The sequence below is a fragment of the Sphingobacterium sp. SG20118 genome, from assembly GCF_044740685.1.
Classification (GTDB): Bacteria; Bacteroidota; Bacteroidia; order Sphingobacteriales; family Sphingobacteriaceae; genus Sphingobacterium.
Genome location: NZ_CP172826.1, coordinates 3,058,835 through 3,082,521 on the forward strand (window position 1 = coordinate 3,058,835; position 23,687 = coordinate 3,082,521).

Sequence of the window (23,687 nt, forward strand, 5' to 3'; positions counted from 1 at the left end):
AGAATTTAATATCCTACTATATTTTAAAAAATATACGATCCGTGAACTAACCCTAGCTATCCAAATAATGTTAAGTGAAAGTTCTAATTTTTTTTTCTAAAACTTTCACATTGTAAAATTAAGAGTCTAATGCTTTCAAAGCTGATAGAATCTGTTCTTGCACAGAAACAACTTTTTTACTAGCAGCACTCTTTATTAGCTCATCTTGACTTATACCGCTCAACATTAAGGAATAGACCTGATTGCCATCAATAGCAGTAACATCTTCTTTCCAAGTATCCCATTTGTATGCTTCATAAAAGAGCGACAAATCACCATTAAAAGCCCAATTAATAAATTCAGAATAACCGCATTCCAAACTTTCCCAACGTAAGGTATTTGGTGCAAAATAATATATTTTACCAATTTCGTCCCCTAACTCTCCTGCGTTAATAGCAAAATACCCTCCAATAACATCCTCCGCAACTAATAAAAAGCCGCCTTTTTCTCCTTCATTTATATAGCTTTTCCCCTTATTCCATTCCATCATACCCCTATTCAACTTCATAGAAACCTGAACCTAAGATACGCAACCAACCATCATCAACAAGAATTCCTCCAGTTTCAAAAACGATAGCTCCTACAGGAGATTTAGTCGAAATTTGTAATCTTAGCAATTCTTCATCTGCTCGTTTAGGACTCCTAGGTAAAACTTGAACAGCATTCTTCGAATTCATCATCAATTTTTTGACCGCAGCCCAGCCCAATGCCTCTTTATTAATTAATTCCTTTAACGTTTTCATCACATACTCTCTTTAAAAAATCCATATAGTAATTATAAAAATTTATAATCACAAATAAACTCAGAATTATACCAGCCATATTTGCACATAGCTTTGTTCGACTTACTATAAACAACGATAATATCAAGAAATAGACGAAATATATTCGAATATTTTGATAGTTAACTCTGTTATTTATTTGCACGATTACAAACCAAATTTGGTAGTTCACGAACAATAATCAAAAAATTGTTATCCACAGCAGGCTAATAAACCTATCCACAAAATTACTGAAGACACTTCATTACAAAGAAATAAAAAAGAAATGAATAACAGGAAAGAAAGAACTTCAATTCGTGATATTTCACTTTTTCCTTTAACCAATAGTATTAAATTAATGTTTACACTATTCATTTATACAATAGTAGAAAATATATTAAAAAAAAGCTTGACTTAGTGTGAAAATAACACTATATTTGTTGCATCATAATTTAGGTTTATAATTGGTTATAAAGGTTTTCATTCTCCCCGTTTGAAAACCTTTTGTTTTTCCTCCAAAACCGCATATTAATCTCAATAAATATTTAAACATCCTATTGGTATCTTGCTAACAATAATGCTAACTTTCAATATATAGAGATTGTCCGAAGAAATTTATACTACAACATGCCACTTCAGATTTATGGAGAGATGCTTTAATAGTATTCAATACCTCCCATCTATCCATACATAGTATAATTCTAAAATGACAATAGAGTAAGTTCGGAAATGACAATATAGTAAGTTCGGAAATCACAAAATATTATTTGTAATTTTATATATACTTAATTTTCGATGTATACATTTCCAATAAATGATAACGACTTTTACTATTTAGTAAATAAGTAAAAAGATGAACATCATTTACATTCATTTTGATAGAAATAAAAACTAACCATAAATAGCATATTATGAAAATTCAAAAAATAGTATTAAAACTATCACTTTCGTTATGTTTTATACTGTCAACAGAACTTGCAACTGCACAATTTGGTGGCTTGCTTAATAAAGTCGGAAAAGTAGTATCAAGTAAGGGCACACAAGCGCTAGGTTTGGACAAATTACTTAAAGAGCCTGAAGCCATATCCACAAATTTTGAAGATGTAGATAGAAATGGTGAACAAATGCCTAGCTTTCAACAAGAGGCAACCTATAAACCATTACAGGATCTACCCCGGAATGGCAATGATGGTTTTATCTTGCAAGCTGGTCATTTCGAGATGACAAACAAAAGCTACTGCTTAAAAGCTGGAACTCATGCACCCTCGTCAGGGGATGGCTATATGTATGCACCCTCGTTAGGTAAGAAAAAAGAAGTTGTTACTACCATACTTAAAAGTGCCGAAAATCATCCAGAAGTAAAACAAAATGATATCCAGATGCTTTTATGGACAATAATAGCTAAAACAAAATTTATCGACTACGCAGGGCCAGTTAAAGCAACAGCATTGACATTACTAACACCAAAACAGTTACTCCAACTCGAAGGAGGTGCACTAGGAGTTTTACCTTTTGATGCAATGGCCGCAGCTAAAGAGCAACTACCAGAATCCATACAAGCTATTTTTGAGGCTGAAAATAACATCCGTAATCTCGTATCTTCAGGAAACTATTCTTACGAAGAGTTCGAAAAATATGCAATTCTAGCTGGAATGGCAACACCTAGAGCAGATACTCCAAGTGGAATTTGGACTTTACATCCCGATGGCTACTACATGCGCTATTTCCCTAGCGGTTATAGCATTACACGGGTACAGATCTATGTACCCGAAGAATTAATAAAAGAAGGTGAAAAAATAATCTATGATGCTACGGATGATATCTCATGTCCTGCCAATAACGGCTCACAGCGATTAGCACAGACAAATGAACCAATTATTAATAGATAATGATTTACACTGCCAATTCTGAAAAACATGATTTAAAAGTAAATATTTTTTGATCAAAAAAGGCATATACAAATTTTAGAAGGATACTACTCGTAAAACACAACGAGATAGTAGCCTTCTAAAAATAAAAGAACTATTACAATTCGCGATCAATTTCGTTAAACAAAAAATGCGAAGCTTTTACACTCCGCATTTCCCTACAAACTAAATCACCAAACTAGTTTTCCTTTGACCGCGTACGGTTTTTCTTCCTTTACCATTCGATAGATTGATCTTCGTCTGGAATCTCCGTATTCAACCGCCGTTGTAAAATCAATGAGCCAGAAACCTTATATGTAATATCAACATTAGGAACCATAGTGTAATCGGTAAATTGATAGTCGATGTTATTGATGGCTATATACCGATGCAAAAGGTAAGGACGTACAGCGTCCATCTGCTCTGAAATCGTATAACTCGCGTCTTTATTAGCTTTAAACTTTATATTAGCATTATCAGCCCTTAAGCTAACTCCACCAGTTTCGTTAAAAGTTGCATAAATTTTATATTGACCACGATCCTGTCGCTCTTCATCTATGTTTCCTGCATAAAAGAAAATGGTATTTTCATCAACCACATAACTCCGAATTTCACTTTTAACAATAGGAGTTTCATTTTCATAGCCTTCCATACTAGTTCTTAGTGCAGTGCCACTGTATGTACCCGAATAATTATTAAAGGGAAAAATACGCAATAGTGCTTTACGGTAATGTTTTCGTGGATTCACTTTGTATCCATTGGAAACATCATCCAAAATGGTTAGTGGAAGCACCCACTTATCAACCATATCAATATTTTTGAGCGTGAAATCGATAGGCATTAAAGCAGTATTTTCGCCTGACTTAATACCTACTGTAGGGGAAATGGAAAAATATTGACTATTGAGCTCTCTATAATAAAAATCTTCCCTGTTTTGAAAGCGCTCATAATTCAAAATATTCAATGTATCAGCATCTACAGCAACATTAATGGTCATGTTTTTATCATTTAAAGTAGATCCACTAACGATTAATGGCAGCATGAAAGTAGTTTTTTGATCTCCCTTATAACGAACATAGATATTAGATACTCCTTCATTTGTCAAAGGAGCCTTAAACGAAACAAAATTTTCAAATTGTTCATCTTTCCATTCATCATTGCATCCACTAAATACAAGCAGCAATAAGAACAGAAAGAGTTGTATATATGTTTTTTTCATTGGACTATTATTATGAGTTTAAATTTTAAATGGCATAAATAAGTTTGTTAACCTCTCTTTTTATTTTATAGGCATCCATCTTATTTTCAGCTTTATAAATGTCTACCGGGCATATATGACCGTAATCAGCTAACCCTTGAAATTCTTACTTCTATTAGTTCATGCAGCTTTAAATGAAATATTTAATCATTATATGTCCATCCTGGATTTTGTGTCAGTCGTTTATTACGTTTAAGTTCACTATGACTAATCGGCCAGAACCACATCTTATCCGCAAAACTCGTTTTAAGTGTCCATACGGCCACAGGTCTATGAAAGAGATCCCTCTCCTTAGAATTCATCAATACATTACAGCCGTAAATAGGCAACGCCTCCTCTATAGGAGCATCCATCCACCTACGTAGGTCATAATAGCGCTGTCCTTCTCCCATTAATTCTATAAAACGTTCCCGCTTCAATGTTTTTCTTAATTCACTCTTGTTGCTATATACCTGAGATGGATAATCGGGTACACCACCTCTAATTCGAATCGGATGAATACCTCGTTGTATTTGACTTATATCGCGGCTGAGAGCATAATCCCCACCTCGCCATGATGGAATAGTATAAGAGCCATCAAGTTCGTTTAGCGCCTCTGCATATGCCAATAAAATATCTGCATAGCGAATAGCAGGTTCAGCTTTTGAAATTACACGTGAGTCACTACCACCTTCATAAGTATCACTTGGGTGAACAAATTTTTTCACTCCAAAACCTGTACGTAGCCAATATGCATTGGAAGAGTTGAATCCATTACCTTTCGTATCATCGCGATAATAAAATACCTGTTGATTACGATTACGTTCTAAAGTCTCATTAAGCAACGTCCAAAAGCTACCATTATAAGCAACAGAAGCGTAAAATCTAGGTTCCCTATTTGCGTATTGTAACGAAACCCCTTCTCTCAAAGGCTTATACTTCCCAGCGTTGTAATCTTCTTCCGACACATAGCCACTTAGACGGTTAGATCCATTTCCACGTCCGATCTCACTATCTTTACCGGGCGCGTCTTTCCCATCATTCATATAATATGCATCAACGAGCTTCTGGGTAAGTCCATGCGTATTCCAACCCGTTGCAGAACGAGGCAACTGGTGGATGACCATAGAAGCTATACTTTCACCATCCTGATTATTACCTCTTGTAAAAATTAGCTCAGGATTCCCCGAAGCTTGCAACGTACCGTCAAACACTTGTGCATATGATTTGGCTGGATCGATATTTGCCCAACCTTCTGGCCAATTTTTTTCTGAAAAATTATTGTCTTTCGGAGATATAACTGTTGCATCCTCACCTGTCTCTTGTAGCGGAACCCAATACAGTCTATATACTCCTAGTTCAATTACATCCCTTGCTGCGGCAGCAGCCTTTGCCCATTTTTCTCCTTGATAATCGGCTGAAAGTAATTTTTTACCGGTATCATCAACCAATCTTGCAGCAAAACTTGATGTGTTTCCATTTGCGAGCGGACTTGCTGCGTAAAGCAATACTTTGGCACGTGTGGCCAATGCCGCCCCACAACTAGGACGAGCAGACCCATCTTGACCACGATTCATTCCCAGTTTTTCCATTTCTTTCGCTGCTAGCAACATCTCATCCGCAATAAATGTTGCACACTCCTCATATGTATTTCGTGCAGTAGCGATATCCTCATAACTTTCAGTATAATCGATTCCCTCATCTGGCAATAATGGAATGGGTCCGTATTTCCGTAATAGTAACCAATAAAGATAAGCCCTTCCAAAGCGCGCTTGCCCTCGGTAATCTTCAATTTCAACAGGAGTCATTTCTGTATTCATATAGACATTATGAATAAAAGTAGTCGCATTACGAATCCCTCTGTAACATTGTGTCCAAGTACCCTGTTTGTCATTCTCGCCATAAAGGCCCATTTTGAACATATTGTATGACAGTTCATTCTTTGAAGGATCAAAATCCTTATCTCGATCGCCATAATACATATCATCCGCAAAATTATGCGGTGTAAGTCCTTTACTGGCCACATCGACATTCTCACCTTTTAATTCCCCAAAAACATGCGCTAACCACTCTTCGGTATACACTTTGCTTTTAAACACTTTTTCAATCGTAATCCGATCCTTAAAATATTGATCAGATTCTAGATAATTTTTTTTACAGGAGGAAATAAAACTTGTGCTAAACACAAGAAATAACAGGAAATATATCTTCTTTTCCATTTCTTTTCAATTTATAGATTAACACTTAAGCCTAATGTAAATGATTTGGGAAGCGGGTAGTCTTCTCCTCTAGGGCTAGCAAGTTCAGGATCCCAAAGCTTAAATTTTGACCATGTCAGTAAATTACTACCAACAAGAAAAATACGGATGTTATTGGTCTTTATCCGATTGGCCAAAGATTTTGGAATGGAATAACCGATATCCAAAGTTTTCAGACGCAAGTATTGGCCATTTCTAAGCCAATAAGTAGACTCCCTAAAGTTATTAGGATTATCCCCATAACTTAAACGGGGATAAGAAGCATTAGGGTTTTCAGTAGCTGGATCTCCTGAAATATCCGCAGAAATCCAACGGTTATCACCCATCACGCCTTTCATGACTTGCCCCCACTCGCCTTCACTAAATGCATGTACAGTCTTTCCATAGGTTGAAAAAGTAGATTTCCCTGCTCCTTGAAAATGCACATTAAGATCAATTCCTTTCCAACTAACGGAAGCACCAATACCATAAATCAAATTCGGTCGTCTGGTAGCACCGATGGGCACTCGATCACCATCATCAATCACACCATCACCATTGATATCTTTATATTTCAAATCTCCAGGTTGATAATTTCCGAAATTTTGTTTCGGACTATTCCGGATATCATCATAATCCTTAAAAAGACCCAAAGCGACTAATCCTTTGGCCTGATCAACGCGAAAACCACGCTCATTCTGATAACCATACACATTGTTCTCTTCATCCCTTTCCAAAATAACATTTTTACTATACGTGATGTTACTTCTTGCGGTAAGACTGACTTCTCCAATATTTTGCTTATACTCAAATCGTCCATCGAAACCTCTTGATCGCACTGCCCCAACATTGGCTCTTGGCGTACTTTCAAGCCCAACAATCGCCGGTAAAAATCTTCGCTCCATATAAATACCCGTTCGCTCTTCATTGAAAAAATCAAGATTCGCAATGACCTTATCATTAAAAAGAGCAATATCAAAACCTAGATTTTGTTTTGTTGCCATCTCCCAGGTTACATACGGTGATGCTACTTGTGCATATTTCATTCCTTGATAGTACCGATCGAAACCATAGTCAGCCCACTGATAACCTCCATCAGGTATTTTGTTACCATTGCCATCTAACGCAAAACTCCCATCAGCGTTCCTCCGCCAGATCTCCTCAATGGTATATAAGTATGGAAATCGTTCTTGACTATCTCCAACTTTCAACTGATCATTTCCCACTTTACCCCAAGAATACCGTATCTTAAACATATTGATCCAATCCAAATTTTCTTTGATGAAGGGTTCTTCTGCGACATTCCAGGCAGCTGAGAGTGCCGGAAAAAAACCATATTGCTGTCCAATAGCAAAATTTTCAGAACCGGTGTAGCCAAAATTAAAATCAGTAATATATCTATTTTTCCAATTATAGGTCACCCGACCAGCCAAAGCTTGATTTCTTCTGGATATCCCATTTTTGATATCATCACCAATGTTTACCGTTCTTACCAAAGCATCACGTGTAAACCGAATTACCCCACCTACATTATGATTACCAAAACTACGATCATAATTGAACATTAAATCTAAAAACTCACGTCTTTCACCTTCAGCACCACTCATTTGGAACATTTCACTGGGATCGGAAACATGTGTAAAAACTAGATCCCCATTTTCATCTCGAGCACGTTCAGCACGCCATTGCTCAGGCCATTTACGACGAGATATATTACTTTTATTGTTAGTATCGAATCCGACAATCCCTCTAGCTCGAAGCCCTTTGGTAATAAAATCGAAATTCTGTTCTATGGATACATTTGTCTGTATACTATTTGTCCAATTCTCGTTAAAGCCTGTTTGTGTTGCGACAACCCATGGGTTCGTTTGATTTCCTTCACCGATAGCAGGTACATACCCATTGGAATACATAACTGGCGTTCGTATGGGCGAATATCCGAAAAGTACACCCCAAAAATCATTATCTCCCAATCCCGGACTGTTTCGTTTATCTAAGGATCCTGCAACACCAACTTTAGCCACCGTAGTTTTTGTGATATTAAAATCTGTATTCAAACGGTAGTTCCAACGTTTATAATTTGCATTGGTATTGTAATCATTACGCAACGTTTCATCAATCTTATACATTCCACCTTCTTCCACATAGCTCCCTGAAGCAAAGTAACGAGCTGTAGGTCCACCCCCACTCATATTGAGATTCGCTCTATAGGTCATTGCACCATCTTTCAGCAACAAGTCCTGCCAATCCACATTTGGGTATAAATCTGGATCCAACCCTAATCGCAAAATTTCTAATTCCTCAGGTTGATAGATAGGTGCCTGATTTCGCGTAATGCGCGATTCGTTTAAGAGATTAGCGTACGTTACACCATCTTCAAATTGAGGGGTGATGGTACGGGTATTATAAATCGTTTCATCTTTAAAATTGATATTAATTTTCCCTTCCTTACCCCGCTTAGTAGTAATCAGAATAACTCCATTAGCTCCTCTAGAACCATAAATTGCTGTTACCGCAGCATCTTTCAAGACAGAGAAAGACTCAATATCTTCAATATTAATATCATTGATGTTACGTTCGATATTATCGACCAAAACCAATGCGCCTGTACCACCACCAAAAGTTGAAATACCCCGAATCCAGAATTCAGAAATATTTTTACCCGGCTGTCCAGATTGCATCATGGCCATAACACCTGGTACATTTCCTGCCAATGCATTGGATAAACTAGAAGTTGGATTAGACTTCAGGTTATTGACATCTACACTACTGACAGCTCCTGTAGATGTCAATTGTTTTTGCGTCCCTGTCCCTGTTATCACCACTTCGTCCAGAACGCTCGTCTCTGATTTTTGTAATGCCAAACTAACTGCGAACACATCTTTAATCAATACCTCTTGCTTATTATAACCGATATAAGAAAATGTTAACCGCTTATATCTTTCAAGTTTAATTTTATATTTACCATGGCTATCCGTAACGGTACCTAAACCTGGTGAATCTGTTACATAAATACTAACCCCTACTAAGGGTTGCTTTTGGGCATCAGTTACGACACCGGTTACTTCGACTATCTCTTGAGCCAACAGACTAGATGTGAAGCCGAGCAGTAACATGCATGTTATTAAGAATTTTTTCATCATGAAAATCACTGATTATTCGTTAATACTTTGATCCATTTCTTCAAGTGCTATTTTACGTATACGACGATTCGATTGATCTCCAATATAAAATGCACCTTCGGTCTCATTGTATGCGATCCCAGAGGGTCTATCAAACCGAGCCTCCTGCCTCAAATCGCCATCTACGTAACCATGTGGATTAGCATTAATACTCGAGCTACCTCTACCAGCAAAAGTCGTCACACTACCATCTGGTTTTAAGATACGAACCGCATGATTCTCCTGCTCTGTAAAATAGAAATCATATACATCCGTTTTACCATCAGCTTCGTAGGCTGGGTTTTTCACAAAAACACCCTGATAAGGGTTATTTAGACGAGCAGAGGAGCCAACTGCATCTTCATAGCCGGCACTTTTAAGCTGACCACAGACCAGATAGGGTTGATTAAATTGTTTCTTCTCCCAATTGTAGTCAACACGAAGGATGTAATGCTGATTAATGACTACAATATATGCGTAGTTACCAGTGGGGTGTATCAATATCTTATACTCCCAATTTGGATCATGCACCACGAACAACTGTTGATAATCTTTAACTCCAAGTCCCTCATTAAAATATTTATTCAGATCGAAACGAAAAAATTGACCCTTCTCGTAACTATTAAAGTACATCTCCCCATTGATGGGGTGAACAGAGGCCCCATTACACTGCCTATAGGTGGTCAGCACCTCTCTATCCTGCCATTGTCGATCACGCGACAACCTGTATGTAGCCCTATCATTTTCGCCTCCACGATCTTCAGCTATAATCATATGCTTACTATCAATTGTAAAATCAATGCTACGGGGTCTATCAAAATCAGAACGTTTTTTGGTAACCGTGCTATCCTCAAAATTTATTAAATAAAGACCATTATTATTATCAAATGTCATCCAGAGATGCTTTGGATTGAGTGGGTCGAATTTCATAAATGAAGGTTCCCAGAATCCACTCGCCATTTTACTTTGGTCTACATCTTTAAATTTACCGTCTCTCCAGGGCTCGTCACCTCGAGCATTTCGATATCCAATAACAGTAGATACTACCATCTTGCGCTGGTAGTCAAAAGGTTTCTCGGATTTACCAATAACCTGTTTATCTGAATCACCTACACGCACTTCAATATCGCCATTAAATGCCTGTCTTGGAACCAAGCAATATAATGATTCTCCCAGTACGTTAATTACTTTCGCCTGCTTACCACCTATAAGCACTTTTACATTCTTGGCATCGTTACCAAAATTTTGTCCATATATTACAAGGCGTTGCCCCATACCTCCTGATTTAGGACTAAAATCGGATACTACGACGGGTTTAGATGGATTAAAGGCTACCGGCTCCACGACACTCTTATTCTCCTCTTTACAGCCCCCCATTCCAAAACTAAATGCAATAAAAATCCATAGCATACTGCTTACGAACCAACTATTGCTTTTTATAAACTGTTTAGTTATCATAAATATAATTTGGTTAAAATTTATACTTCTATTTTAATGTATTGCCTCACCTATACTTCAATATTTTTCAAGCAATAATATTGAGGTTGGAAATATATAATCGATTAATCTGATTAATTCAATATGGATAGAAATTCCTAAAAGGTGAGTTTCTACTGGACGATAAGTTTAAGGTGGTGTAGTTAGCAATTTTAATTCATATTCCTTAAGAAGTACATATGGCCCTATCGACAAAGCACTTTTCAAGGAGGCGTTTAATATTAATATCTGCATAATTGATCTAAAATATTACAGCTAAATGGAATTAGCTTGTAGGGTTAAAAAAAAACCTGATTACGGCTTCAATTTCTTTATAATTTGTTATTTTTATAATTTCCTTTCGATAATTTGCGCCTTTTTTTAAGACAACATAAGCGTATTCACGAATATCTTTCCTTCAGATTTATAGGCTAGTTTTCTAAAAATAGCGCAAATGAAATCGTCTAAATTGTCATCTTGCTACCTAAAAATAGCAGGCGACTTAAAGTAAAATATCTAATGTATCTCAGAAGGTTTAATTCTACAATTGATTAATCAAATTTAATAAATGCGAAAAACATGGCACTATCAATTCATCTCAATAGTCTGCTTATTAATATCATACATCACATAAATGACAACTTGAATATGATATCAAACTCCTTTAAACAATACGAAGTTTACTTTCAGAGGAGTTTGTATCAAAATAACAGTAGGTAGGAGAATGCTATTTTCATTTAAATCAAAAAATCATCCATTTTCATATTTTTGATAAATATGAAAATGGATGATTTAACTTCTTAATTTTATATTAATGCTGTTCCCCCTTACACAATCTAAACTTTAATATGCTTCTTTACATGATGAATCATCTTCTGAATATTATTTTACTGATTTAAAGAAAGGCGATGATTGGGATAGATACGTACTATTTATACCTTCACAACAAGAACATTTTGAACCAAAAAAAATAATAGTACCCTCTGCGTTTATGAATCATAACAGCTTCAAAATCTCCAGCGGCTACTTTAAATTTTCTTCCTAAATCAGGTACTTTTAACCCATCATTGGTCAATGCAACCCCATAAGTTCCTTGTGTATCGGCATCACTAAAACTTCCCCAGAAAAGAAATAAATTGGGTTCATACGGTCATAAAAAAGGGCCTTTCCGTACACAGGTATACGCAAGGCCCCCAAACCAACCTATCTAATTTCTATTGTCAGCACTTTTCGGACAATTCAATTAAAATACTGAACTCAGATTACTTTAATTGAAATTGATACAAAGGTTGATGCAGCGAATTCAATTCCAGTTCAGACATTTTAATCACTTTTCTATCATAGGTCATCAATCCGTTGGTTTCAACCTCAACATCTGTTGCCTGTGTATATACAGCTGCCGAAAGACCCATAGGAATCAGTCGATTTAAATCATGAATCAATCTCTTATAACGATCAAACAATTCAACCTTATTCTTAAAACTTTGGTATCCCCAATTATCCTTCTGTTGCCAAGAATGCCCATCAACTGGTAGTCCCAAACCTCCAAATTCTCCTAATGCTAAAACCTGATTGGCCCCAAACAATGAAGGATCTGGCATTGCTGCATCTGGGTAATTATGAATATCTAATATATGCCCCGTCTCCATAAAATTACCACCACTGGCACTATTTACTAATCGAGAAGGGTCATTCGCAATTGTCCATTCTGTAATTTCCTTGGTTTTGAATTGTCCCCATGCTTCATTGAATGGCACCCACATCACGATACTCGGAAAATTGTGTAGCACTTCCATAATCGCCTTCCACTCTTTCCTATAATATCCTTCAGATATGGCAGAACGATCCTTATCGCGAATACCTCCTGATATTTTCCCTGGTTGCATATCCCAATTATTACCTCCTAAATCACCACTTGGCATGTCCTGCCACACCAACATACCTATACTATCGCAGTGACGGTACCATCGAGCTGGTTCCACTTTAATATGCTTCCTGATCATATTGAACCCCATCTCCTTGGTCTTGATAACATCAAACTTCAAAGCTTCATCTGAGGGAGCTGTATGTAACCCATCAGGCCACCATCCTTGATCCAACGGACCATATTGAAAGGTAAACTTATTATTCAACATCAATCGTTGAATACCATCTTTATCCTTTTCCATCGATATTTTACGCATAGCAAAATAGCTTTTCGCCTGATCGATAACCTTCCCTTTTCGCAGCAACTGAATTTCTAAATCATACAACTTTGGATTAGAAGGTGACCAAGGTTCAGCCTGAGGTATAGCGATATTAAATGCATGATTAGGTTCGCCAGATTGCTCCTGAAGAACTCGAGTTCCGTCTAAAGCTCTTACCATGACTTGATCCCCCGGTTGACTCGCTGCTATTGTAGCTTCAAAGGTTAAATTTCCAGCATCCAGTTGCGGTGTATGTTTAGTACTTACAATATGACTTTGCGGAACACTCTCTAACCATACCGTTTGCCATATACCTGTTACCGGAGTATACCAAATCCCATTGGGATGATTTACTTGCTTCCCTCGTGGTTGTGGCCCATCATCTGTAGGATCCCAGACTCGGATAGCTATATCTTGTTTAGCTCCTTTTTTAAGAAAAGACGAGATATCCATAGTAAATGGATCAAATCCTCCTTCATGCCGCCCGACTAATTTATTATTGATAAAAACATCACATTGCCAATCAACAGCACCAAAATGCAATAAAACATTATTTTTTTGAACGGCTTTATCTAATGTAATCGTATTATTATACCAAAGTGCTTTGTCCTTACCAATTTCTTTACCTACACCAGATAAAGCCGATTCAACAGCAAAAGGAACCAATATATTGCCCTCCCACTGCGTTGGAATATCATTAGTAGTGGCAGTTGTAATGGCATATTTCCATAGCCCATTCAAATTTTGCCAATTATTAGCACGAACCAATTGTGGTCTCGGGTATTCTGGATGTGGTTTATGTGCATTTACTTGTTCACCCCAAGAAGTCAAAATATGCGAACCCGCAGGTTTCCAATCCTGAGCAAAATTCACTTGTACGGCTAACATTAAGCTCGCAAATAATACAGTTCTCTTCATTATAAAAAACATTTAATCTTTAACAATTTCATTATTTTACGGCAGGGAAAGCCGTTATTATTAATCGTGCATCCTCCATCAAAATTAACTCAACTTCCTCTCTTGGCCTCTCGGATTTTACTAAACTTACTAGCAGTAAACCAGTCAATCCATGCTCGTCAATTTTCTACCCTGATATTCTTTTTACTTTTACAAATATTAAAATTGACTCTGCATGAGATTCAAACTGGAATCCATCATTAGGCGTTGCTTTTTTTTTTACCAATTTTAATTTTTCAAATCATTCAACTGATCTTGTAAAAGAACATCATTACATTCACTAAAAGGAAGTATTTCAAAAGAGGGTCATTTTGTGGGATAAACAGACTCTTGACATTTAAAATCGTCGATCCTCCATCCTTTTGGACATAATCTTCTTTTATTTTTAAGGCATAGGTCAATGGTCTCCTAATGATACTGATTGCGTTTTTATTAGCATTCCATTGTTTAATCTGTATAGCCAAAAACCGATATATTTAGGTTACCTTGTTATTATTGATTATATCAAATATAAGATATAACGAAGTAACCTTACTTTCGAATTTTCTCAATTATATGCGTATTCGTATCAATTCGGTGCGCTACTTAAATCTCTTTAAATTAAGAGATCCTATACTTCAAAACAATCTTAAAACAACAATTTGACAGAAATAGTTGCATATAAAAGGTATGATTTACTTTTTTCTTTTTATCTTCAACTCAACAAGAGCTAAAATCCTAAATTTTCAAAATATTGATAAACGAAATAGTTTCATTATGTAGCTGTTTTGTATCAATAACCAATTAGACATGATAAAAATAAAATTGTTGCTTCTTTCCTTGGCTTACTTTCTACTTTCATTTAGTATTCATGCCCAACCTTATTATTTCAATCATTATCAAATAAATGAAGGACTATCCAACAATGCAGTCATCTGCAGTATGCAAGATAGTTATGGATTTCTGTGGTTTGGAACAAAGGATGGCTTGAATCGTTTTGATGGAAATACATTCAAAAAATTTACACATTCGCAACATGTTCCAAATAGCTTAGGAAGTAATTCCATTATATCATTAAAAGAAGACAGTCAGAAACAAATGTGGATTGGTACTGATCAAGGAATATATTCTTACGACCCACTACATGAAAAATTCACAATATTAGACGAGAAATTTCGAAGTACAGAAGTTCCAGTCATTACAACAGATTTAAAACATCAATTATGGTTCATCTCTAATGGAATGCTTTATGTACACAATTTGATGAATAAAACCACAAAGCAAATAACCAAATCCAATTTATATATCACAGCTTTGTGTAGTACGAAATCAGGAAAGCTATATTTTGGGACTCCAGAAGGGATCATCTATCAAGTTAGCAACGAATACCAACTCTCCATTTTTATTGATTTCACAACGGATTTTGAAAAAAAAGATTGGTTTAGTATTGAGAAAATTGTAGAAACTAAAAGCGGAGATTTACTCATTGGAACTTCAAAAGCAGGTGTTTTTTCTTACGATTTAAATAATCGTAATTTATCACCTATACTAGGGCAAAAACAATTGAAACAATTTTTATATGTCAGAGATATTGTCCAACCAAACGACCAAGAGTATTGGTTTGCGACCGAATCTGGTTTATTTATTTATCAAATCTCCAGCAAGACATTCGTCAATCTACGTAAAGAACAACATAACCCTTGGGGTATTTCGGACGATGCTATTTACAATATATTACAAGACAGAGATAACGGAATATGGTTAGGTACCTATTTCGGTGGACTCAATTATTATCATGCCCATAATAGCATAATAGAAAAAATATTACCTGGCGACCATGTTGACAATTTAAAAGGATCAGTTGTTCGGGGCATAAAAAAAGATAAAGAGGGTCACATTTGGATTGGTACAGAAAACGGAGGGGTAGCAAAGTGGAATATTTCCAACAATAAAATACAAAACTTCACGAGCCAAAATAGCTCCCTTGCTAATAATAATGTGCATGGACTACTCGCCATTCATGATCAATTGTTAGTCGGGGCTTTTGTAAATGGACTTGATATATTCAATCTTAATCAGTTGCAGGTAACCCATCATCTAGATCAAAACAATTCAGAGCTACAAAGCAATTTCATATTTCATCTATATCAAACAAAAAATGGAAATATACTTGCTGCATCCACACGTGGTCTCTATCGATTTGACCTCGATGCAAAAAAGTTCTTTCTGATTAAAAATGTCCCTACCCATATTTTCTACACCAGCATTCTAGAAGATTTCAAAGGTAACTTATGGATTGGAACCTGGCGAGATGGATTATTTTGCTACAACCCCAATACACAACACTTTAAGCACTATACGCACAAATCAAATAATATAAAGGCCCTTCCAAATAATCGTATCAATAGTCTATTTGAAGATTCAAAAAAACAACTTTGGATTGCCACTGAAGGTGGAATGGTAAAGAAAGACCCAGATAAAGACGAGTTTGAAAGTTTTAATATGGACGATGGCATGCCAAGTAATGTAGTCCTGTCATTTTTAGAAGATAAACAACATAATATGTGGGTGGCAACTTCAAAAGGGCTTGTCCGCTATCGTCAAAAAGATCGTAAAATAAGGATCTTCAATATGGAATCTGGTCTACCAACACTACAATTCAATTATAATTCTTCATTTGATGACGACAATGGTAATTTCTATTTTGGAACTATCAATGGTTTAATCCGATTTAAACCAGAAAGATTAAATCAAATAAATTACAATTCTGCCACCCCAATTTTTATCACAAACATGACTGTTAATAATCGTGAGATTAGTCAAACAGACGATTCCCCTATTTTAAAGGAATCAATTCTATTTACTGAAAACATACAACTCAAACATGATGAATCGTCATTTAGTCTAGATTTTGCGGCTCTGCACTTTCAAGCGCCCCACTCAATAAATTATAGCTATAAAATGGAGGGAATGGATGAAAAATGGAATCCAATTAACGGTACCCCCCGAGTATACTTCACTAAACTAGCACCAGGAAAATACACATTCATGGTTAAGGCTAATGATCCAAACGGTGTCCCGATTCAACAACTCAAAACTCTAAAAATAGAAATTTTGCCACCTATCTGGGCAAGTATACCTGCATTTTTCATCTATGTTCTTATCACTATCGGATTGATTGCATTCATTATCCATCATTTCAATGAAAGAATTAAGCAACGTAACCGACAACATATCTTAACAACACAAAATATAAGAGATCAAGAACTATATCGCTCCAAGATTAATTTTTATACTGATGTGGCTCATGAAATCCGAACACCCTTAACACTAATTAAGGCACCTTTGGAAAAATTAATGGACAAAGTCGACCGAAGTCCAACAATAGACAAGTTGCTCAATACAATGGAAAACAACACCAACAAACTGATTGAGCTTAGCAATCAGTTATTGGACTTCAGAAAAGTCGAGGCAGAGGGATTCAAATTAAACTTTGCTTCCCACAATGTGAGTCTAATTTTAGAAGAGATTATCCAAAACTTCATAGAAACATTAAATGCACAGAATCGTATATTAATCAAATCAATTCATGTAGATATCATAGCATTAATTGATTTAGATGCTTTCGAAAAAATTTGCTACAATCTCATTAATAATGCGCTTAAATATTCTGATAAGCATATAGAAATCAGCTTAATAAGTGATGAAAAAAACATAATGACCATGACCGTAAAAAATGATGGATTACTCATTCCTATAATAGATCGAGAACATATCTTTGAACCATTCAATCGTCTAAAAAGAAATAAAAATATTTCAGGAAGTGGATTAGGATTAGCCCTAACAAAATCATTGACTTTAAAACATCAAGGTTCATTAGTTTACAAAACCGATGAAACTTCATTCAACATATTTGTATTAACGTTACCTTTAAATCAAAGCTTAACATCATGATGAAAAATGCAAAAGCCAGTATACTATTAGTAGATGATCACCAAGAATTACTTGAATTTATAGCAGATGACCTCTGCGAAGACTACGAAATACAAGTAAGTAGCAATGGTGTAGAAGCTATGAAATTATTGTCTTCCGATAATTTCGACCTCATTATAAGCGATATTATGATGCCAGAAATGGATGGTTATGAATTATGTCAGCATATAAAAGAAAATATCATGACTTCTCATATTCCTGTGATTTTGTTAACGGCCAAAAACAGTATAGAATCTAAAATTCAAGGTTTAGAATTTGGTGCTGATGCCTATATAGAAAAACCATTTTCACCAGCTTTTTTACGAGCACAAATAGCAAGCCTCCTGAAGAACAGACTCAAGGTTAAAACCTTTTTTGTTAATAACCCCCTTTCACAAATTCAAAGTATTGGACAAAGCCAAAATGATCAAGAATTTCTATCAAAATTAGACGAAATTATTCAAAATCACTTGGACGATCCTGAATTCAATGTTGACCGTATGGCCGATATATTATGCATGAGTAGACCTACATTATATCGAAAAATAAATGTCGTATCAAGCCTATCACCCAATGAACTCATTAACTTAACCCGACTAAGGAAAGCAGCAGAAACTCTTAATACAAAGAAAATATAAAATTTATGAAATATCACACTTACTCGGGTATAGTTCGGCGACTCATTTTTCCAGAAATTTTCAAAAACAATTCGGATTGAGTCCATCCGAATTTTTAGAACAACAGAGACAACATTCTTAAAAGAAAAAATACCCCATGATTATGGGGTATTTTATAAAATGACTATTTGCAATAGCATCCTTCATCTTTGTTTGTGTTAAAAATCTGTCAAATGCCCATGTATCCTCTAATTTTACAGATTTCCAATATTATAGCCTTATTTGGATTTGCTCAATTCATATTGAGACAAGATGGCGTATTGACTTGCATAAGTAAACATAAACATACCTTCCAGATTATTTTTTTCTTTATCATTATCCCAACCCTTTAGTAAATCAGTAGGTAAAAAACCATCCCTTAAGAATTTTGAATACCCATAATCTAGATTTTTTTGAAAAGACTCCAAATAAATTCCTGTATCCTTATTGAGTGGATAGGAATTAAAAAAACCACGAAGTAAGATGCCATTAAACCAATTATTAAAACCACTGGATTCGTAACTATAATAACCCGGTACTTGTTTTCCTATTTTAGCGAAGTAGTCGAAACTAGCATGGGATAATAATTTGGCATCTTCAAGATAATTTTTCAATTTCGTTACCCGATAGAGATCTGCGGCTCCAGATAACATCGTACCACTATTATAAGAAAAAGAAGGTCCTACAGCTGATTTCAGAAATGTATTTGCACGATATTTTATACCTTTTACAGTTTCATAAGCAATTGAACAATCAGGTGAACAATCCCCCATCATGTCCGTATATACGCCCTGATTATTTAAAAGATAACGTTTTTGCCAATCGTATACCTTCTGTGCAAATCTCAAGTAATAATCACTCTTCTTTACTTTAGATACACGACGTGTTTTTTTATCTTTAACATCGATATAACGATGCTCAATTTTATCATTTTTACCTTTATAGATTTCATGTAACCACACTAATGGGCTCACCATTGGGCCATTGCTACATCCATGCTTGGTCACATAACCTGGTCCCCAAGGAATACCTCCATGCTCCAAACCCTTTTCATCTAATGTTGTATCCCATCCATCCAACACATAGTCCGTCAAATACTCTGCCTGCTCAAGAAACGAAGAATCATTTGTTAAGTGGTACGCATCCAATAATTCACGCACAAGCCACATTTGGTCATCGTACACATTCAATATCCCAGTCACATTTGCCTTTCCCTTTTCGTTCACGCGGTCTACCGCATACACTGTCCACTCTTTTTCTTGAGTAAATGAAATCAACTTAAAAGTTCCCAAGTAATAAGCAGCATTTTCAAACAAGCTCTTCAAAAGCACCACATTGCGGTTATAATGCTGATTATACAATGTAGCATTACCATTATCTTTTTGGGACTTCAAGCCCGTTAATATCGCATTTACAGCTTCAATAGCTGCAGTATACATCCACACACTTCCTCTTTCCTGCGATAATTCTTTTGTATCGGGGTTGTAAAATCTACCCATCGCCATCCCATCGCCCTTAAAATAGGTGGCGACAGACTTATCGACGAGTTGAATTGCACGCAACAGATTCTGATTTTCTAATTCAGATGAACGAATTGGATTCTCCTCATGGAGCGGATTTGCAACAGCATTCGTTAATGTACCATATTGCACAAGCAGTGCTGACACAGCAGCTACAAAAACGCTTTTCAGCTTTCTTGAAAATTTCATATGAAGTTTAGATTTATATTAAATCCCCTGAGACCAGGGCGTTTAGTTTAAACTAAGATAAGGATATCCATTTAATATTTATCTTATAATAAAAAAATAACTGACAAACACAATCAATTTAAGTGTAAAATGCATGAATAGGTCCAATATTCTTCTACCAACGACATTCCATCCTCCTTTACTTAAGCCAAAAAAACACAAAAAGGATTGGTTTTATCAAAAAGTCTGAAAATAATCATTCTTTCTCATCAAATGATTCGAACACCTTTTTAAGCTCAACAAACTTTTCTGGGTATTCATGAATCAAATTACTTCTTTCACTTGGGTCCCAAGCAATATTGAATAACTCTTCTACCGTTTGTTCATTTTTACCTGAAATAAGATTTGTACGTTGTGTAATGACTCGATATTTCCAATCGCCCACCTTAACCGCCTCGGGCTTGCCATAATTAACCAAAAATATCGGTCTATGTTTATAATTTAAATCCGCTTCTTTACCTTCCAATAACGTGCAAATCGATTGTCCATCCAGCTTTTTATTTGGTAGCGCAGCCCCAGTCCAAGAAGCAATGGTAGGTAAAATATCCAAGTTACTAATTGAAGAACGAATGACTTTCCCCTCGGGAATGATTCCTTTACCGTAAACAATAAATGGAACACGTGCACCACCTTCATAAGTCAAAGCTTTAGACCCTCTAAATACTCCAGCAGTCCCTACATGCCAATTTTTTGTTGCCTGATCATCTGCCATACGTGATGGGTATTCAATCCAAGGTCCATTATCACTAGAAAACATCAAAATGGTATTTTTATCCATTCCCTTTGCTTCCAATGCATGCCATAGTTGTGCTATATATTGATCTAATTCATATAGTACGGCACCTAAAGGTCCTGCATTTTGTACTGAAGTATAGGGATTCTTCTTGTTTGAGAATGCAATCGGTAGATGTGGAAAGTTATGGGCATAATACAAAAAGAAAGGCCTATCCTTTTTTTGCCTATCGATAAATCCAAGAGCCTCACGATGATAATGTTGGCTTAAATCCGAATCATCAGGCGCAAATACTTCAGGAGTACGGTTTCTAAAAAGTTTGATAATGGTGTCGGTCTTTACATAAGGAGCACGATAATCATGACTATAAAGCATGCCATAAAAAAAATCAAAGCCTTGTACATTAGGTAATGATTCTGGTTTATCACCAAGATGCCATTTTCCTACTAACGCAGTCTCATATCCCCTATTCTTCAACATTTCAGCGATGGTTACCTCATCATCAGGTAGACCCAATTCCGATCCGGGACCTATGGGTTGGGGCAGGTTATAACGAGAAGCATATCGACCTGTCAACAATGAGGCTCTTGAAGGAGTACATGATGGAGTCGAAACCACATAATTTGTAGCGCGTACGCCCTTACCTGCTATAGAATCTAGAAAAGGAGTTGAAATATTTGGACTTCCATAAGATCCCAAATCCGAATAGCCCATGTCGTCCGTCAATATAAAAATAATATTTGGCGGTTGTTTTTGAGCTTGCAAGCTGGTATAAAAACTTATAGCAAATAAGACTAATAGGCCGCGGGGCAAAAGCAGAAAAATGTTCATAACGATTAAACTTCAAGTGTAACTTCTCAACCTACCAAATCCTATATAAATACAAAAAATAAGCAAGGACAGTTTATAATTTTAACGAATATAATTAATATAAGGATGACTGTTCAATATAGGTCCGATTAAAGTACGAAAACGATTTCGAGTAATAACGATCATCACTTTTAAGGTTAGGTAAGGACCTCCCAAAATTCCAAGACTGCAAATAAACGGTTATCATCTTAACTGAATTTTATACCTTTGCACATCTGTTCATTTAATTTAGGTCAAGTGTCTCATGCATCCTTGCTATCCTTTCATTTATGTTTTAGCAAGTAGATATTAGATATAAACATATTCGCTTAACCCATTTTAGCACTACACATATTACATGTACAATAATACTATAAATTCACGCCGATCAATTGCTCCCACACTAATTGCTTTTGCTTTAGTTCCCATTTCAGGTTTAGCAACAGATATTTACTTACCCTCTATGCCGCAAATGGCACAAGAATTGGGATTAGCAGAAAGTAAGATACAACTGACGTTATCCCTATTTCTAATTAGTTATGGAGTTGCACAATTCTTTACTGGTGCTCTTGTTGACGCTTGGGGACGATATCGAATTACATTGATCTCTCTTTTTCTCTTCACCATCAGCTTCTGGATTACCGCAACAACCGATAATATATTGATTATCTATGCAATGCGTATAATACAAGGGATATTATCTGCCTTTGTTGTCGTATCTAAGCGTGCATATTTTGTCGATGTCTATGAAGGTGAAGAACGAAAACGTTATCTCAGTGCCATTACCATTGTGTGGTCACTAGCGCCCATAATAGCTCCATTTATCGGGGGGTATTTACAGGCAAAATTTGGTTGGCGCTCCAATTTCATGTTACTTGCGGGGTATAGTACAATACTTTTCTTTTTGGAACTCATATTTTCAGGAGAAACAATCCGTCAGAAAAACCCACTTAGACTGGAATATTTAGTTACCGAATTCAAAACCATGTTGCAAACCAAAGATTTTACTTTTGGTGTACTCATGTGTGGTATTAGCTACGGACTCGTTATGTTCTATAACTTAAGTGGTCCTTTTTTTATCGAACATGACCTTGGCTATAGTTCCATTACAACAGGATATATTTCATTACTTATGGGATTAGCCTGGATGTCGGGCGGATTTATCGGTCGTGCATTAATAAAGAAATCCTTACTTCCGAAACTGCAATTTGCCAACTACCTACAGATTGGATTCATTGTTTTAATGATTGTAATATCTCCATATATCACCAATCTTTTCACGTTAGCCTTATTTGCATTCCTTATTCATGTAACGGCCGGGTTTATATTCAACAACTATTTTGGTTACTGCCTGGGTAGATTCCCTTCATCTGCAGGAATAGCAGGAGGTTTAGCTGGTGGTATTACCTATTTAGTGACCTCAGCACTTAGCTACATCGTGGTAAGTTTAGTCAATCCACAAACACAAACCGAAATAGGAATAGGATATGCAATATTTGCGATATTAGGTTTTATTACACTAATTGTAATTAAGATGAAAAAAGCATATAAGCAATGGACATAAATAGATAGCTAGAACATTTACGCAAACCATTCTAAAAGCCTCTAAAATAATTAGAGGCTTTTTTTATATCGATTTTTGGTCCTTATTTAACACAGTCCGAATAATCGAAAAACCATACATCTTTACTCTAATCAACAAAACATTTTAAAAAACAATTATGAAAATAATGCGTTTTGTTTCAAGGGTATGGTAGTTGTTTTTACACTTATATTTAGACAAATCAAT

The 23,687-nt window shown here is 35.9% G+C and carries 15 protein-coding genes; 5 read left to right on the forward strand and 10 right to left on the reverse strand.

Annotation, left to right across the window (positions count from 1 at the left end; genetic code table 11):
• Positions 1-118: 118 nt before the first annotated feature.
• Positions 119-547: a DUF2625 family protein gene (locus tag ACFX5U_RS14285; protein WP_400261123.1), complete on the reverse strand. Its 429-nt coding sequence runs from the start codon at positions 545-547 to the stop codon at positions 119-121.
• Positions 534-782: a DUF2625 family protein gene (locus ACFX5U_RS14290; RefSeq protein WP_400261124.1), complete on the reverse strand. Its 249-nt coding sequence runs from the start codon at positions 780-782 to the stop codon at positions 534-536. The genes ACFX5U_RS14285 and ACFX5U_RS14290 overlap by 14 nt, the downstream gene beginning before the upstream one ends.
• Positions 783-1,711: 929 nt before the next feature.
• Here ACFX5U_RS14290 and ACFX5U_RS14295 point away from each other — a divergent pair.
• Positions 1,712-2,689: a hypothetical protein gene (locus ACFX5U_RS14295; RefSeq protein WP_400261125.1), complete on the forward strand. Its 978-nt coding sequence runs from the start codon at positions 1,712-1,714 to the stop codon at positions 2,687-2,689.
• Between the two features lie 253 nt (positions 2,690-2,942).
• On the opposite strand, the gene ACFX5U_RS14300 is transcribed toward ACFX5U_RS14295, so the two are convergent.
• The 6 genes from ACFX5U_RS14300 to ACFX5U_RS14325 form a co-directional block, all read right to left on the reverse strand.
• Positions 2,943-3,926 carry a DUF4973 domain-containing protein gene (locus tag ACFX5U_RS14300; protein WP_400261126.1) on the reverse strand — a complete coding sequence of 328 codons (984 nt, stop codon included), beginning with the start codon at positions 3,924-3,926 and terminating at the stop codon, positions 2,943-2,945.
• Between the two features lie 182 nt (positions 3,927-4,108).
• Positions 4,109-6,163: a RagB/SusD family nutrient uptake outer membrane protein gene (locus ACFX5U_RS14305; protein ID WP_038699530.1), complete on the reverse strand. Its 2,055-nt coding sequence runs from the start codon at positions 6,161-6,163 to the stop codon at positions 4,109-4,111.
• Positions 6,164-6,174: 11 nt separating this feature from the next.
• Positions 6,175-9,324, reverse strand: coding sequence for a SusC/RagA family TonB-linked outer membrane protein (locus ACFX5U_RS14310; RefSeq protein WP_400261127.1), 3,150 nt, complete (start codon positions 9,322-9,324; stop codon positions 6,175-6,177).
• 12 nt (positions 9,325-9,336) lie between these two features.
• Positions 9,337-10,800, reverse strand: a complete 1,464-nt coding sequence (locus ACFX5U_RS14315) for an IPT/TIG domain-containing protein (protein WP_051959958.1) — start codon at positions 10,798-10,800, stop codon at positions 9,337-9,339.
• Positions 10,801-12,080: 1,280 nt separating this feature from the next.
• A complete protein-coding gene (locus tag ACFX5U_RS14320; protein ID WP_400261128.1) occupies positions 12,081-13,922 on the reverse strand; it encodes a glycoside hydrolase family 2 protein in 1,842 nt (613 codons plus the stop codon).
• Positions 13,923-14,206: 284 nt separating this feature from the next.
• Positions 14,207-14,425, reverse strand: coding sequence for a hypothetical protein (locus tag ACFX5U_RS14325; protein ID WP_144243335.1), 219 nt, complete (start codon positions 14,423-14,425; stop codon positions 14,207-14,209).
• A gap of 325 nt (positions 14,426-14,750) precedes the next feature.
• Here ACFX5U_RS14325 and ACFX5U_RS14330 point away from each other — a divergent pair, with 325 nt between their 5' ends.
• The 3 genes from ACFX5U_RS14330 to ACFX5U_RS14340 are packed head-to-tail and all read left to right on the forward strand — an operon-like array spanning position 14,751 to position 18,671.
• Positions 14,751-17,894: a two-component regulator propeller domain-containing protein gene (locus tag ACFX5U_RS14330; protein WP_400261129.1), complete on the forward strand. Its 3,144-nt coding sequence runs from the start codon at positions 14,751-14,753 to the stop codon at positions 17,892-17,894.
• A complete protein-coding gene (locus ACFX5U_RS14335; protein WP_400261130.1) occupies positions 17,891-18,550 on the forward strand; it encodes a response regulator in 660 nt (219 codons plus the stop codon). The genes ACFX5U_RS14330 and ACFX5U_RS14335 overlap by 4 nt, the downstream gene beginning before the upstream one ends.
• A gap of 10 nt (positions 18,551-18,560) precedes the next feature.
• The gene (locus ACFX5U_RS14340; protein WP_400263600.1) at positions 18,561-18,671 is read left to right on the forward strand and encodes an AraC family transcriptional regulator; all 111 of its coding nucleotides are present in this window, start codon (positions 18,561-18,563) and stop codon (positions 18,669-18,671) included.
• Between the two features lie 136 nt (positions 18,672-18,807).
• Here ACFX5U_RS14340 and ACFX5U_RS14345 read toward each other — a convergent pair whose 3' ends face one another.
• Both ACFX5U_RS14345 and ACFX5U_RS14350 read right to left on the reverse strand, forming a co-directional pair.
• The gene (locus ACFX5U_RS14345) at positions 18,808-20,277 is read right to left on the reverse strand and encodes a glycoside hydrolase family 76 protein (RefSeq protein ID WP_400261131.1); all 1,470 of its coding nucleotides are present in this window, start codon (positions 20,275-20,277) and stop codon (positions 18,808-18,810) included.
• 235 nt (positions 20,278-20,512) lie between these two features.
• Positions 20,513-21,880, reverse strand: a complete 1,368-nt coding sequence (locus tag ACFX5U_RS14350) for a sulfatase-like hydrolase/transferase (protein ID WP_280566426.1) — start codon at positions 21,878-21,880, stop codon at positions 20,513-20,515.
• Positions 21,881-22,256: 376 nt separating this feature from the next.
• Between ACFX5U_RS14350 and ACFX5U_RS14355 the strand changes: the two genes are divergently transcribed.
• Entirely contained in the window at positions 22,257-23,462 is a 1,206-nt protein-coding gene (locus tag ACFX5U_RS14355; protein WP_038699542.1) for an MFS transporter, read from the forward strand.
• Positions 23,463-23,687 lie beyond the last annotated feature (225 nt).